The sequence below is a fragment of the Pseudomonas sp. GW821-FHT07G10 genome (assembly GCF_059418545.1).
The window spans coordinates 1-13,744 of sequence record NZ_JBWKQB010000052.1 but is presented as its reverse complement, the minus strand read 5'-3'; the positions used below and the strand labels follow the sequence as shown (position 1 = coordinate 13,744).

Annotated in this window: 16 protein-coding genes; 7 read left to right on the top strand and 9 right to left on the bottom strand. The window is 58.6% G+C overall.

Annotated elements, in window-relative coordinates; all coding sequences use genetic code 11:
• Positions 1-141: 141 nt before the first annotated feature.
• The gene (locus AC07O1_RS29940) at positions 142-711 is read right to left on the bottom strand and encodes an elongation factor P (RefSeq protein WP_032626910.1); all 570 of its coding nucleotides are present in this window, start codon (positions 709-711) and stop codon (positions 142-144) included.
• Positions 712-759: 48 nt separating this feature from the next.
• The gene (gene earP, locus AC07O1_RS29935; RefSeq protein WP_495091138.1) at positions 760-1,893 is read right to left on the bottom strand and encodes an elongation factor P maturation arginine rhamnosyltransferase EarP; all 1,134 of its coding nucleotides are present in this window, start codon (positions 1,891-1,893) and stop codon (positions 760-762) included.
• A 188-nt stretch (positions 1,894-2,081) separates the two neighbouring features.
• Here earP and AC07O1_RS29930 point away from each other — a divergent pair, with 188 nt between their 5' ends.
• Both AC07O1_RS29930 and AC07O1_RS29925 read left to right on the top strand, forming a co-directional pair.
• Positions 2,082-2,477, top strand: a complete 396-nt coding sequence (locus tag AC07O1_RS29930; protein ID WP_494993867.1) for a hypothetical protein — start codon at positions 2,082-2,084, stop codon at positions 2,475-2,477.
• A 2-nt stretch (positions 2,478-2,479) separates the two neighbouring features.
• Complete coding sequence (locus tag AC07O1_RS29925) at positions 2,480-2,962, top strand: GreA/GreB family elongation factor (RefSeq protein ID WP_495091137.1); 483 nt, start codon at positions 2,480-2,482, stop codon at positions 2,960-2,962.
• A gap of 6 nt (positions 2,963-2,968) precedes the next feature.
• On the opposite strand, the gene cysB is transcribed toward AC07O1_RS29925, so the two are convergent.
• The 5 genes from cysB to AC07O1_RS29900 form a co-directional block, all read right to left on the bottom strand.
• Entirely contained in the window at positions 2,969-3,943 is a 975-nt protein-coding gene (gene cysB / locus AC07O1_RS29920; RefSeq protein WP_494993869.1) for an HTH-type transcriptional regulator CysB, read from the bottom strand.
• 110 nt (positions 3,944-4,053) lie between these two features.
• Positions 4,054-4,554, bottom strand: a complete 501-nt coding sequence (locus AC07O1_RS29915) for a universal stress protein (protein WP_494993870.1) — start codon at positions 4,552-4,554, stop codon at positions 4,054-4,056.
• Positions 4,555-4,648: 94 nt separating this feature from the next.
• Positions 4,649-5,554: a 5'-nucleotidase gene (locus AC07O1_RS29910; RefSeq protein ID WP_494993871.1), complete on the bottom strand. Its 906-nt coding sequence runs from the start codon at positions 5,552-5,554 to the stop codon at positions 4,649-4,651.
• A 23-nt stretch (positions 5,555-5,577) separates the two neighbouring features.
• Positions 5,578-6,540 (bottom strand): putative 2-dehydropantoate 2-reductase, encoded by a 963-nt coding sequence (locus tag AC07O1_RS29905; protein ID WP_495091136.1) that lies wholly within the window; start codon positions 6,538-6,540, stop codon positions 5,578-5,580.
• Entirely contained in the window at positions 6,537-6,923 is a 387-nt protein-coding gene (locus tag AC07O1_RS29900) for a thioredoxin family protein (protein ID WP_495023165.1), read from the bottom strand. The genes AC07O1_RS29905 and AC07O1_RS29900 overlap by 4 nt, the downstream gene beginning before the upstream one ends.
• Between AC07O1_RS29900 and AC07O1_RS29895 the strand changes: the two genes are divergently transcribed.
• Both AC07O1_RS29895 and AC07O1_RS29890 read left to right on the top strand, forming a co-directional pair.
• Entirely contained in the window at positions 6,922-7,365 is a 444-nt protein-coding gene (locus AC07O1_RS29895) for a PilZ domain-containing protein (protein ID WP_495091135.1), read from the top strand. The two genes, AC07O1_RS29900 and AC07O1_RS29895, sit on opposite strands and share 2 nt — an antisense overlap.
• A 131-nt stretch (positions 7,366-7,496) precedes the next feature.
• Positions 7,497-8,573, top strand: coding sequence for a 3-deoxy-7-phosphoheptulonate synthase (locus AC07O1_RS29890; RefSeq protein WP_494993875.1), 1,077 nt, complete (start codon positions 7,497-7,499; stop codon positions 8,571-8,573).
• A gap of 152 nt (positions 8,574-8,725) precedes the next feature.
• Here the strand turns inward: AC07O1_RS29890 and AC07O1_RS29885 are convergent, their stop codons facing one another.
• Entirely contained in the window at positions 8,726-9,487 is a 762-nt protein-coding gene (locus AC07O1_RS29885; protein ID WP_495091134.1) for an SDR family oxidoreductase, read from the bottom strand.
• Between the two features lie 233 nt (positions 9,488-9,720).
• Between AC07O1_RS29885 and AC07O1_RS29880 the strand changes: the two genes are divergently transcribed.
• Positions 9,721-10,728, top strand: a complete 1,008-nt coding sequence (locus AC07O1_RS29880; RefSeq protein WP_495091133.1) for an NADP-dependent oxidoreductase — start codon at positions 9,721-9,723, stop codon at positions 10,726-10,728.
• Positions 10,729-10,850: 122 nt separating this feature from the next.
• Here AC07O1_RS29880 and pyrF read toward each other — a convergent pair whose 3' ends face one another.
• A complete protein-coding gene (pyrF, locus tag AC07O1_RS29875; protein WP_494993878.1) occupies positions 10,851-11,549 on the bottom strand; it encodes an orotidine-5'-phosphate decarboxylase in 699 nt (232 codons plus the stop codon).
• Between the two features lie 315 nt (positions 11,550-11,864).
• Between pyrF and AC07O1_RS29870 the strand changes: the two genes are divergently transcribed.
• Complete coding sequence (locus AC07O1_RS29870; RefSeq protein ID WP_494993879.1) at positions 11,865-12,626, top strand: response regulator; 762 nt, start codon at positions 11,865-11,867, stop codon at positions 12,624-12,626.
• Positions 12,626-13,675, top strand: coding sequence for a sensor histidine kinase (locus AC07O1_RS29865; protein ID WP_494993880.1), 1,050 nt, complete (start codon positions 12,626-12,628; stop codon positions 13,673-13,675). Before AC07O1_RS29870 ends, AC07O1_RS29865 begins: the two co-directional genes overlap by 1 nt.
• The last annotated feature ends 69 nt before the right edge of the window (positions 13,676-13,744 follow it).

Here is a 13,744-nt window from a genome sequence, read left to right as displayed (position 1 = left end):
GCTCTGCGTCCGCTGTAGAGGTGACGCAGAGCGTCACCGGATGCATTCCCACGCGGGAGCGTGGGAACGATCAACCCAACAGACGCGCACAAAAAAGCCCGACTCAATGGTCGGGCTTTTTCTTTCCTGCAAAAACTGCGCTTATTTAGCGCGGCCTTTGTAAGAACCGCCTTCGCGGGTATCGATCTCGATTCTGTCACCGATTTCGATGAAGTCAGCAACTTGCAGCTCAGTACCGTTGCTCAGCTTGGCAGGCTTCATGACCTTGCCGGAAGTGTCGCCACGAGCGGAACCTTCGGTGTAGTCGACTACACGCACGATAGTGGTCGGCAGCTCTACGGAAACCAGACGCTCTTCGAAGAAGATCGCTTCACAAACATCGGTCATGCCTTCTTCGACGAATGGCAGAACAGCTTCGATGTCTTCGGCGTTCAGCTCGTACATGGTGTAGTCAGTGGTGTCCATGAACGTGTAGGTGTCGCCGCTGATGAACGACAGAGTCGCTTCTTTGCGGTCGAGGATTACGTCGTCCAGTTTGTCATCGGCGCTGTAAACGATCTCGGTCTTGTAACCGGTCAGCAGGTTTTTCAGCTTGGTCTTCATGATCGCGCTGTTACGACCGGACTTGGTGAATTCAGCTTTCTGAACCAGCCAAGGGTCGTTTTCGAGACGGATCACCGTACCGGGTTTCAGTTCTTTACCAGTTTTCATTACGAATATCCGAATTTGGATGGGATTTACAAAAATCTAGGCCGCGTATCATATCCAATTTAGGTAAAACTGCACCAGCGCCGCAGCAAGATCCGCTTGCAAGGCCTGTTCCAGACACCATTTTTCGGAATGACTGGCCACTTCCGGCCAGTGCTCAAGCAGGTTTTTCCAGCTTTCGGCCATGTCCGCTCCTGCGTTCCAGGCCTGCCACAGATCATTCACGGCGGCCTTGGCGGCCGGCGACAGGCCTAGTGTATACAGCTCGAGGAAGGCGTCGAGCTTGTCCAGATGAATGTCTTCTTCCTGCCGATAAATGTGCCAGAGCATTGGCCGCCCGGCCCACTGGGCGCGCACGAAAGAGTCCTCGCCGCGTACGGCATTGAAATCACAGCACCACAACAGGCGGTCGTATTCTTCCTGTCGGACGAACGGCAGCACCTGCACCGTCAAGCAATCACGTACTTGTACCGCACCAGCCGACAACCCCTCGACACCCAGCCACCGCTCCACGTCACCGAGAATCCGCCCCTCGGGCACCAGCAGATGAGTCGGTTGTGAGTCAGCAGCCATGACGTCGAGCCAACTGGCCAGTCCCGCATTTTCATAGGCGAACAACGAGATCAGCCGCGCGCCCGCTACCGGAGCAACGCCGAGCGCCTGCAAGAAATCTCGCTGGGCCTGAGCACTTTTCTGAAACTGGCGACGCTGCTCGAGCAACCCGGCCTCACGCAGCAAGCCGCCCGTACCGGCCTGAAACCCCGGAAAGAAGAAATACTTCTGCACATGCTTGTACTTCACCGATGGCAAGCCATGACAACCGACAATCCAGTCCTCGGCACTCAAGTAGTCAAGGTTGATCCACAGCGGGGTTTTCTCCCGCGCAGTCATTGCGTCCATGTACGCAGTCGGCAATTGGCAGGCAAATGCGGCGATCACCACATCGGCGGCGGCCGTCGATTGCCACACAGCGCACCACTGGCACACCTGGACACCTTGCTGCCACTGCTGAGGGGCATTGACGTCGAGTTGCGGACAAATGCGCTCGAAAGCCCGCAGATCATCGACCCACAGCCGCACCGAGCATTGATGCTCAGCCACCAATTGCCGGGCCAGGCGCCACGTCACGCCGATGTCGCCGTAGTTATCGACGACACTGCAGAAAATATCCCAGGTGACTTTCATTCCGGGCTCCGTTTGGCAAAAGCGCCGATTGTCCGCATAAATCGTTCCGCGCAGAAGGGGTGCAGCCGATTAATCTTCCAGGGCCTGTTGACGCTTGATGGCCGATCGCCACCAACCGTCAACAGGCTCTGGGGGTGTGCGACAATCATCCCCCCTGCCCGATCAACAGCGCCTGCCAGGAAGCCGCCATGCCCTATCGTCCACGTCCGCATCGTCCAATGCACGTCAGCATTAATCCACTGCAGCTGACCGGCAGCATTGCCTTGGGTCTGTGGCTGGGTTTCATGGCTATCGCATTGACCTGCTGGCTGGCTTCACGCTTTGTGTTCAGTCAGCAACTTGCGCCTGTAGCCGAGGCCGTTCAGCACCTCGCCAAACCACCCGTTACCGAACCGGCGGAGCCGAATCGAATGTTCGAGCAATACCAGGACAACCTGAGCAAGAACGAACAACAACAAGGCCTGGACAATGCCCGCAGCAACCTGCGCATTCAGTCCAACCCTAAATGCCAGTTCTGGCTGCAACAAGACCAGACGGCCCCCAGCGACAAGAGCCGGGCGAACGTCCTGCAATTCTGTGATTGACCATGAATAAACACGCCGTCCACTGCCTGATCCTCGAAAAGCTCAAGGTCGATCTCGATATCGCCCAACGCGCCGCGCAAACTGCCTATGAAACCGCGACCCACGAAGAAAACATCGCCGAAAACAAATACGACACGCTAGGCCTGGAAGCCTCCTATCTGGCTGCCGGTCAGGCCAGGCGTGTGGAAGAAATCAGGCAGGCACTGGTGCTTTGCCAAAACCTGATCCTGCGTCCCTATGACGAGCAACACGGCATCCAGATTGGCACGCTGCTGGGTCTTGAAGACGACAACGGTAATCAGCAATGGCTGTTTTTGGGACCAGATGCGGCCGGGTTGAAGGTTTATCTGGTGGGGCAACTGATTACCGTCATCACCCCGCGCTCGCCACTGGGCAAAAGCCTGCTGGGAAAATTCGAGGGTGATGAGGTCGAAATCAACGTGGCGGGAACCCGGCAACAGTTTGCTGTTACCGAGGTGAAATGAGTCGCCTTAGTGAACCGGTAGCTCGACGCCGTCGAACAGTTCTTCCAGTTCCTGCTTGTTGTGGCACTGGATGGCCTTGGCCATGACTTCGCGCGTCAGGTGCGGGGCGAACTTCTCGATGAAGTCGCACATGAAACCACGCAGGAACGTGCCACGGCGGAAACCGATCTTGGTCACGCTGGACTCGAACAGTTCGCTGGCATCGAGCACGACCAGATCGTTGTCGAGCTTGGTGTCGACCGCCATTTTGGCGACGATACCCACGCCCAGACCGAGGCGCACATAAGTCTTGATCACGTCGGCATCGGCTGCGGTGAATACCACTTTCGGGGTCAGGCCGCGATGGCTGAAGGCTTCGTCGAGTTTGGAACGACCGGTGAAACCGAACACGTAGGTCACGATCGGGTATTCAGCCAGGGTTTCCAGGGTCAGCTTCGGCAGCTTGGTCAGCGGGTGCCCCTGGGGAACAACCACGCAACGGTTCCAGCGATAGCACGGCATCATCACCAGATCACCGAACAGCTCCAGTGCTTCGGTGGCGATGGCGAAATCCACAGTGCCGTCGGCAGCCATTTCGGCGATCTGCATCGGCGAGCCCTGATGCATGTGCAAGGCGACATCCGGGTATTGCTTGATGAAGCCGCTGATGACCGGCGGCAACGCATAACGTGCCTGGGTGTGAGTGGTAGCAATCGACAGGGTGCCTTTCTTCTCATTGGAGAACTCCTGAGCGATTTGCTTGATGCTCTCGACCTTGCGCAGGATCTCGCCAGCCGTGGTGATGATTCGCTCACCGGCCGGGGTGACTCGCGTCAAGTGCTTGCCACTGCGTGCGAAAACCTCGACGCCCAACTCGTCCTCGAGCAGACGGATCTGCTTGCTGATACCCGGTTGTGAGGTGTAGAGACTTTGGGCTGTAGCGGAAACGTTGAGGTCGTGGTGCGCCACTTCCCAGATGTAGCGCAATTGTTGAAGCTTCATATGTATCCCTCAAAGCAGTTAGACGCCACGGGCATCAGCGACGATATATAACTATATTAATGGTTTGAAGAATAAATCTAGAACTTTTTATCAAAACTGCGAATCCGGCCTCAGACGTCCCCATGCCGCCGACGCTGTAACAGCGGCACCAGATACACAGGTACCTGAGCCAATTGCAGAACCCGCGCGGCGGTCCTCCCCAAAGACGCTTCCCCTCCGGCACCATGGCTGTGACTACCTACGATCAGCAAATCCACCGAGAGTTTCGAAGCCTGATCGAGAATGACCTGTGACGGGTCACCCTGAAACACTCTGACCGATTGAATCAGCGCCAGGTCCTGCTGCCCCTCCCCTAACTCTTCGCGAAAGCTGTCGAGCACCCGTCGTTCGATGTTGGCCATTACGGTGGTCAAACCCTGACTGTGCAGCTCGTTCAAGGCCTGCTCATCGAGATAACTCTGCAGCACCGATTCGGCGAACAATCCCATGGGTTCAACCGCGTGAACGACATACAAGTCAGCATTGAATGTTCGAGCCAGCTCCAGGGCATGCTGCATCACATAAGGTGCGTACAGACCGAGGTCAGTGGCATACAGCATCGAACGAATCATATGACCTCCTCGATTGCCAACATGGCGGAGATTGATTCAGCTTAGCAGTGCCTTGGCGAGTACGACATCCGGCGCAAAACCCTGAACATTTGGCTTAAACCTTTTGCTCATTGCTGATGCCGTGGGGGACGTGACCGGTGGCGACAACCTCACGGGCCAACTCGCAATGACCGGCCTGATCGTCGAAAAATACGTCAGCGGCGAAAGCTTCAAGAAACGCGGATTTCGCCAGACCGCCAAGGAACAAGGACTCATCCAGACGAATGTCCCACTCGCGCAATGTGCGGATCACCCGCTCATGAGCCGGTGCCGAGCGCGCGGTCACCAACGCCGTGCGAATCGGGCAGGCATCGTCGGGAAACTCTCGCTGCAACAGATTGAGTGCCGCCAGGAAGCCTTTGAACGGCCCCCCGCGCAATGGCTCACGAGCCGACTCACGCTCGCTGGCCTGAAACGCTTCCAGGCCACCCGATTGATATACGCGCTCGGACTCATCGGAAAACAGCACCGCGTCGCCGTCGAAGGCGATACGCAGCTCAGCACTGGCCGCTCGACGAGCGCCGCCGGAGAGAATCGTCGCGGCGGCGAAGCCCGCATCCAGCGCACTGCGAACATCCTCGGCGTGGGTCGACAGAAACAAATCGCAGCCGAATGCCGCCAGATAGGGATACGGACTACGCCCGCCGACGAAAGCCGCACGGGAAATATCCAGACCGTAATGCTGGATCGAGTTGAACACCCGCAAACCGGTGTCGGCGCTGTTGCGTGAAACCAGTACCACTTCGACCCGGGCCCGGCCGAGACTGACATTGAGACTCAGGAGTTTTTTCACCAGTGGGAACGCATCCCCCGGCTCGAGGAACTCTTCCTCATGCTCGATCTGATACTGGCGATAAGCTTCGACGCCGTGCGCCAGGTAGACCTTATGGCTCTCACTTAAATCGAACAGCGCCCGCGAGGAAATTGCCACCACCAGCTTGTCGCCCATTCCCTTCACCATATTGCGTCTCCTGACTGACAGACTCAGCTGTTACGCCGATCGACAAAACTCAATGCCTGGTACAAGGCTTCGATTTTCGGCAGTTCACAACCCGCAGCCTTGGCGGCAGCCAGAGGTCTGGCATAGATCGCCGACAATTCCAGCGCACGTTTATAAAGATAATCGTGGTACATGCTCGGCCAGTAATCCGGCATTTCTTCCGTCACTTTGAACAGTTGCTCGGCATAACCGGGCGGCATCGTATGACCGCAGGCCAGAGCGCCCTGCACCACCTCGGCCATCAACGCCTGAATCAGCTCGCGACTGCTGACATCGGCCATCAGCGGCGTTGTGCTCGCGCCCAGAAGCACTGACAGACCGTTATACGGTACATTCCAGACCAGTTTTTGCCAGCGTGCCTGCTGCAGATTGGCCATGGCCTGAGAATCCAGACCGGCCTTGCGAAATAACCCGGCGCCCTCTTCGACGATCGCCTGGCGCGCCTGTTCGTCAACCAGTGCCGGCCCGCTGTGATAACCGATGTTCACCCTACCCAGAGCCTGATGCTCAATTACCCCAGGCGCTGCGCGGTGGACGCAGATAAAGCACAAGCCGCCCAGCAAGTGCAGCGAATCAGGTAACAGTTCGCGCAGGCTGTCTTCGACGTCCAGACCATTCTGCAACAGCAGGACTTTGGCGCCAGAAGCCGCAGCCTTGATGATCGCTGGCGCGAGCTCGGCGTTGCTGGTGGTCTTCGTGCCCACCAGCAACCAGTCACAGGGCGGCATGTCTGCTGCCGAGGAATAGGCCTGGGCCGGATTCAGCGTCATCGCGCCATGCACAGCGCTGTTGAGTTTCAGACCATGCCCGGCGACCGCGCAAAATTCGCTGCGCAACAGAAAGTGCACATCAAACCCGGCACGCGCCAGCATCACCCCGTAAAAACCGCCAATCGCCCCGGTCCCGATAATGCCGATACGCGGCGTCTGGACAACTGCCCCCATCATGGCAACTCCTCTGGAATTCGGCTCAGCGCCTGACGCAGGCCCTCATTGAGTTCATTACACGTCAGCCGCGACTGTAAGGTGCCGTAGAACTCGCCGTCACGCACCACAAACAGCGCCGGCAAATGAAATACCTGATAACGCTCGACTACTCCGCCATTGTTTCCGGCATCGATCCAGCACAGGCGATCGACCGCCAGATCCAACCCGGGCAGTTGCTGTCGGGCCCAACGGCAACTGGCGCAACCGACACTGGTGAATATCACCAACGACACACCGTTCATCGCCAATAAGCGTTGATCGGCATCGAAATCGGTCAGGTCCAATTCGACCACTATACTGGGTGAAACAATGTCAAATAACCGAGACTTGGAGTCCGCGTTCATGAGACGTTTTCTACCTCATCCTGATGATGTTCCCGTCGAGTTAACCTTGCGTAAACACGAATGTATTTCTCGCCAAACGCTGCACACTATCAGCCTCGGCGGCGTGGCTTGCAATTACCACCGCGCCTGGCGACACGGGACGGCGCTGGAAGTGCGCATGCCAACCCTCGGCGAAAGTGCCTGCTACCTGGGCTATGTGGCCTGGTGCCTGAGACGCAAGCGAGGATTCCTGGTCGGGATCGCTTTTATCGACGAACAGACGCTGTTCTGCGCACGCATGGGCGAACAGGTATGCCAAATGGAGCGTTACTGCCGCTTGCACGAACCCCAGACCGAGCAGCAGAGCATCGACGCACTGGCCCTTGAATGGGTCCAGCAACATGCCGACGAATTCTCCCATGACACCGTCCGCCAGGCATTTATGCAGCCGGCACAGGATTAAACCCGCGCCTGCCCATTGTCGAGCAACCGCGTAACGCGCTAAGGTTCGGCTCCCCGACGCGCTTAAATCTGCTGTGCTCCGCCGCGCGGGGATCGCTGGCGGCCGGCACCCGTGACCTGACGAGTAACACGATGGCTGATTTACCGATCAATGACCTTAACGTCGCCTCCAACGAGACCCTGATCACTCCCGATCAGCTCAAGCGTGATATTCCTTTGAGCGACGTTGCCCTGCGCACCGTGACCAAAGGCCGCGAGGTGATTCGCAATATTCTCGATGGGACAGACCACCGCCTGTTCGTTGTCATCGGGCCTTGCTCGATCCACGACATCAAGGCTGCGCACGAATATGCCGAGCGCCTCAAGGTGCTCGCCGCCGAAGTGTCCGACACCCTCTATCTGGTGATGCGGGTCTATTTCGAGAAGCCGCGTACCACTGTTGGCTGGAAAGGCTTGATCAACGATCCGTACCTGGATGACTCGTTCAAGATTCAGGACGGCCTGCACATCGGTCGTCAGTTGTTGCTGGATCTGGCTGAAATGGGCCTGCCTACCGCAACCGAAGCCCTTGACCCGATCTCGCCGCAGTACTTGCAGGATCTGATCAGCTGGTCGGCAATCGGCGCACGGACCACCGAATCCCAGACTCACCGTGAAATGGCCTCTGGCCTGTCCTCGGCTGTCGGCTTCAAGAACGGCACCGACGGTGGCCTGACCGTCGCGATCAACGCGCTGCAGTCGGTTTCCAGCCCTCACCGCTTCCTGGGTATCAACCAGGAAGGCGGCGTGTCGATCGTCACCACCAAGGGCAACGCCTACGGGCACGTGGTGCTACGCGGTGGCAATGGCAAGCCGAACTATGATTCGGTCAGCGTAGCGCTATGCGAGCAAGCGCTGAACAAGGCGAAAATCAAACCGAACATCATGGTCGATTGCAGCCACGCCAACTCCAACAAGGATCCGGCGCTGCAACCGCTGGTGATGGAGAACGTCGCCAATCAGATCCTCGAAGGCAACCAGTCGATCATCGGTCTGATGGTCGAAAGCCACCTGAACTGGGGCTGCCAGGCGATTCCGAAAGACCTGGCCGAACTGCAATACGGTGTCTCCATTACCGACGCGTGCATCGACTGGGCCAGTACCGAAAAAACCTTGCGCAGCATGCATGCCAAGCTCAAGGACGTACTGCCCAAACGTGATCGCAGCTGATTACCTGGCGGGCAATTGTGGTGAGGGGGCTTGCCCCCGCTGGAACGCGATCCGTAGCAGCAGGGTGTGATACTCGCCGCACAATGCCCTAATCATAAAATCCGGAATCTGTTAGGGATTCCGGATTTTTTTATGCCTGGTGAACCAAATCATCAGATAGCCGTTGCCCCGCCATCCACCGCCAAGGCGTGACCGGTGGTGAAGGCCGCGCCGTCGCTGCACAGATAGAGCACGGCACTGGCGATCTCTTCGACGGTGCCGATGCGACCGACCGGGTGCATGGCGGCAGCGAATTCGGCTTTCTTTGGATCAGCCTCATAGGCACGACGGAACATGTCGGTGTCGATCACTGCCGGGCAAACGGCATTCACGCGGATTTTCTTCTTCGCATATTCGATGGCCGCCGACTTGGTCAGGCCAATCACCGCGTGTTTCGACGCAGCATAGATGCTCATTTTCGGCGCAGCACCGAGGCCCGCCACCGAAGCGGTATTGACGATGGCGCCGCCGCCCTGGGCAAGCATCAACGGCAATTGGTATTTCATGCACAGCCAGACACCCTTGACGTTGACTCCCATGATGGCGTCGAACTCATCAAGGGTGCCGTCGGCAAGCTTGCCCTTTTCGATCTCGATCCCGGCATTGTTGAAGGCGTAGTCGACACGACCATAGGTGCTCACCGCTTGCTCCATCAGCTCCTTCACATCGGCTTCCAGCGTGACATTGCAACGAACGAAAACCGCGTTGCCACCCGCCGCGCGAATGAGTTCCACCGTACCCTCGCCTCCCGCTACATCCAGGTCCGCGACCACCACCTTCAAGCCTTCAGCGGCGAACGCCCGGGCCGTTGCGCGACCAATACCGGCCGCTGCGCCAGTGACCAAAGCTACCTGGCCGGAAAACGTCATGCTCATTGTTATGTCCTCGATGGAATGCGGGTGATCGCGTTCTCGCAATCTAGCCACAGCCCCATTGGACGCGGCAGCACTATCAGAAGGCCGGTTAAGCCCTTATGAGTTGCAGTGATGTCCATACCCTATCAACTATCACCCGATTGGATTGACGCGTATTCGCTGCATCAGCAAACCTTGCGACATCAGCCGCGAGGGTCTATCAATCATGCTCCATTGATCATTGAGTGCCTGCCATGACTGCCCAGACCAATCGCCAATTCCTGCTCGCCAAACGCCCGGTGGGCGCGGCGACTCGTGAAACCTTCAGCTATCAGCAAGTTCCGGTCGGCGAACCGGCGGCAGGTCAGATCCTGGTCAAAAACGAGTATCTGTCACTGGACCCGGCCATGCGTGGCTGGATGAACGAAGGCAAATCCTATATTGCGCCGGTGGGCATTGGCGAAGTGATGCGTGCGCTGGGTGTTGGCAAGGTCGTGGCCTCGAACAACCCGGGCTTTGCCGTCGGCGACTACGTCAACGGTGCCTTGGGTGTGCAGGATTATTTCCTTGGCGAGCCTCGCGGCTTCTACAAAGTCGATCCGAAACTGGCACCGCTGCCACGCTATTTGTCAGCGTTAGGCATGACCGGGATGACCGCGTACTTCGCCCTCCTGGACGTCGGCGCCCCCAAGGCCGGCGACACCGTGGTGCTTTCGGGCGCGGCAGGTGCGGTGGGCAGCATTGCCGGGCAAATTGCCAAAATCAAAGGTTGCCGCGTCATCGGCATCGCCGGTGGTCAGGACAAGTGCAAATTCCTGATCGACGAGCTGGGCTTCGATGGCGCTATCGATTACAAAAATGAAGACGTCATCGCCGGTCTCAAGCGCGAATGTCCAAAAGGCGTCGATGTGTATTTCGATAACGTGGGCGGCGATATTCTCGATGCGGTGCTCAGCTGCCTGAACATGAAGGCCCGCGTGGTGATCTGCGGCGCCATCAGCCAGTACAACAACAAAGAAGCGGTGAAGGGCCCGGCCAACTACCTGTCATTACTGGTCAACCGCGCGCGGATGGAAGGCTTTGTGGTGATGGACTATGCCACTCGGTTCGCCGCCGCAGGACAAGAAATGGCCGGCTGGATGGCCAAGGGGCAACTCAAGAGCAAGGAAGATATCGTCGAAGGACTTGAGACGTTCCCGGAAACGCTGATGAAACTGTTCAGCGGCGAGAATTTTGGCAAGTTGGTGTTGAAGGTGTCTTGAGCCTGAGTGATCGTTCCCACGCTCTGCGTGGGAATACCTCACTGGACGCTCTGCGTCCGCTCTTGATGTGACGCGCAGCGTCACGGGCTGCATTCCCACGCTGGAGCGTGGGAACGATCACATCAGGCCAGCTCGGCGACTACCGCCGCCAGCGCCTTGGCCGGATCGGCCGCCTGGCTGATCGGACGACCGATCACCAGGTAGTCGGAACCGGCATCCAGCGCCTGACGCGGCGTGAGGATACGACGCTGATCGTCCAGAGCACTGCCCGCCGGGCGAATCCCCGGGGTCACCAATTGCAGGGACGGATGCGCGGTTTTCAAGGCCCGGGCTTCCAGCGCCGAACAGACCAGACCGTCCATCCCGGCTTTTTCCGCCAATGCCGCCAGACGCAGCACTTGCTCCTGAGGCTCGATATCCAGACCGATTCCTGCCAGGTCCTCGCGTTCCATGCTGGTCAGAACGGTCACGCCGATCAACAGCGGCTTGGGCCCGCTGCGCTGGTCGAGCACCTCGCGGCAGGCGGCCATCATGCGCAAACCGCCGGAGCAATGGACGTTAACCATCCACACGCCCATTTCTGCGGCAGCCTTGACCGCCATGGCGGTGGTGTTCGGGATGTCGTGGAACTTCAAATCCAGGAACACTTCGAAGCCCTTGTCACGCAAGGTCCCGACAATCTCCGAGGCACAGCTGGTGAACAGTTCCTTGCCAACTTTGACCCGGCACAGTTTCGGGTCCAACTGATCGGCCAGCTTCAGTGCGGCGTCACGGGTGGGGAAATCCAGGGCGACGATGATAGGAGTCTGGCAGGCGGACATGAGTGTGCTCTCAGGCAAGTCGAAATCGGCGCGCATTGTAGCGGAACCAGCGCCACAGCGGGACCCGATGATCGCTAAATCATCCTCAACGGTGATGCTTGCCTCAGGATAAACTCCATACAATCCGGCGTAAGCGGCAATTATGTCTAAACAGATACATTCCCGACATCCCTGCAACAATCGCCGAGGCTACCCTCCCCAGCCGCAACATCCCCTTACAGCACTTCCAGCCTCACAGCCGGACGCCTATGCTGAAGCCACAACCTCGCGGCCCATCTTTGTGGTTGGCAGCCTACCTGGCAGACGAACGTACGCATGAATAACCCTGCTCCTTTCAACGACGATCAAAAAGCCGCAACGCCTGGCGACGACAAACGCTGGAACATTCGCGCGCTGATCGTCGACGATGATGTACCGATCCGGGAATTGATGATCGACTATCTGGCACGTTTCAATATTCACGCCAGCGGTGTCACCGATGGCGCCGCAATGCGTCTGGCACTCCAGGCAGAGCATTTCGACCTGGTGGTGCTCGATCTGATGTTGCCGGGTGAGGATGGCCTGTCGCTATGCCGCTGGCTACGTGCCGAGTCAGACATTCCGATTCTGATGCTGACCGCCCGCTGCGAACCTACCGACCGCATTATCGGCCTGGAGCTGGGCGCCGATGACTACATGGCCAAACCCTTCGAACCGCGGGAACTGGTGGCGCGGATCCAGACCATCCTGCGCCGGGTGCGCGATGATCGCAGCGAACAACGGGCCAATATCCGCTTTGACAACTGGCGTCTGAACAGCGTGCTGCGCCAGTTGATTGCCGCCGATGGTCTGGTGGTGCCACTGTCCAACGCCGAGTTCCGTTTGCTCTGGGTGTTCATCGAACGTCCTCGGCGCGTGCTCAGCCGCGAGCAGCTTCTGGATGCGGCCCGTGGTCGCTCCATCGAGGCGTTTGATCGCAGCATCGATTTGCTGGTCTCGCGTCTGCGGCAAAAACTCGGCGATGACCCGAAAGCCCCGCAGCTGATCAAGACCGTTCGCGGTGAAGGTTATCTGTTCGACGCGAGAGATATCGGCTGATGCGTTTGCGCGTCGATACGCTATTCGGCCGCCTGTTTGGCGTACTGCTGATCGCGATCGTGCTCGCTCACCTTTTGGCGTTTTTCTGGTTCCACCATTACGGCCCTCCTCCGCCACCACGACCATCAGCGCCAGGTTCCACTTTCGGCGAGCAGCGCCCGCCCATGCCCGAGCGCTTCGAACCAAGGCCGCCACGGCCCTGGTTCGGTGGCCCGATCGTGCCGCTGACGTTCCAGTTCATCTCCTTGATCATCGCCGCCTGGTACGGCGCCAAGTTGCTGACCCGACCGATCCAGCGACTGAGCGCCGCTGCGGAACAACTGAGCGAAGACCTCAACAGCCCCCCGCTGGATGAGTCCGGACCGAAGGAAGCTCGTCAGGCGGCCTATACCTTCAACCTGATGCAAAAGCGCATTCGTGAACAGGTGCAGCAGCGGGCACGCATGCTCGGCGCGGTATCCCACGACCTGCGCACACCTCTATCGCGACTCAAGCTGCGTCTGGAACAGATCGACGACAGCAAGTTGCAAGGACAGATGCGCCAGGATCTCGATGACATGATCAGCATGCTCGACGCCACCCTCAGTTACCTGCACGAGCAGCGCACCAGCGAAGCCCCGCAATGGATGGATGTTCAAGCGCTGGTCGAATCCCTCAGCGAAAACGCTCAGGACCAGGGTGCTGACGTCCAGGCCAGCGGCCATTGCGCACCGCTGCAAGTGCAACCCATGGCCCTGCGCTCATGCCTGAACAACCTGCTGGATAACGCCCTGCGCTACGCCGGGCACGCAGCAATCACGTTGCAGGACAGCCGCGAAGAAGTGCTCATCAAGGTCATCGACCATGGGCCGGGCATTGCTGCGGACAAACGGGAAGCGGTGTTCGAGCCGTTCTATCGCCTGGAAGGTTCTCGCAACCGCAACTCCGGCGGCGTCGGCCTGGGCATGACCATCGCTCGGGAGGCGGCGCAGCGACTGGGTGGTCACCTGGGTCTGGAAGAAACCCCGGGCGGCGGTCTGACCGCCGTGGTGCGCTTGCCTCGGGTCTAGTGGCCTGTGTGGCTAGTTCGTTAGCTCAAATTCGGATGCCGGCGGCCCAGAGCCAAGGCGCTGTGACGA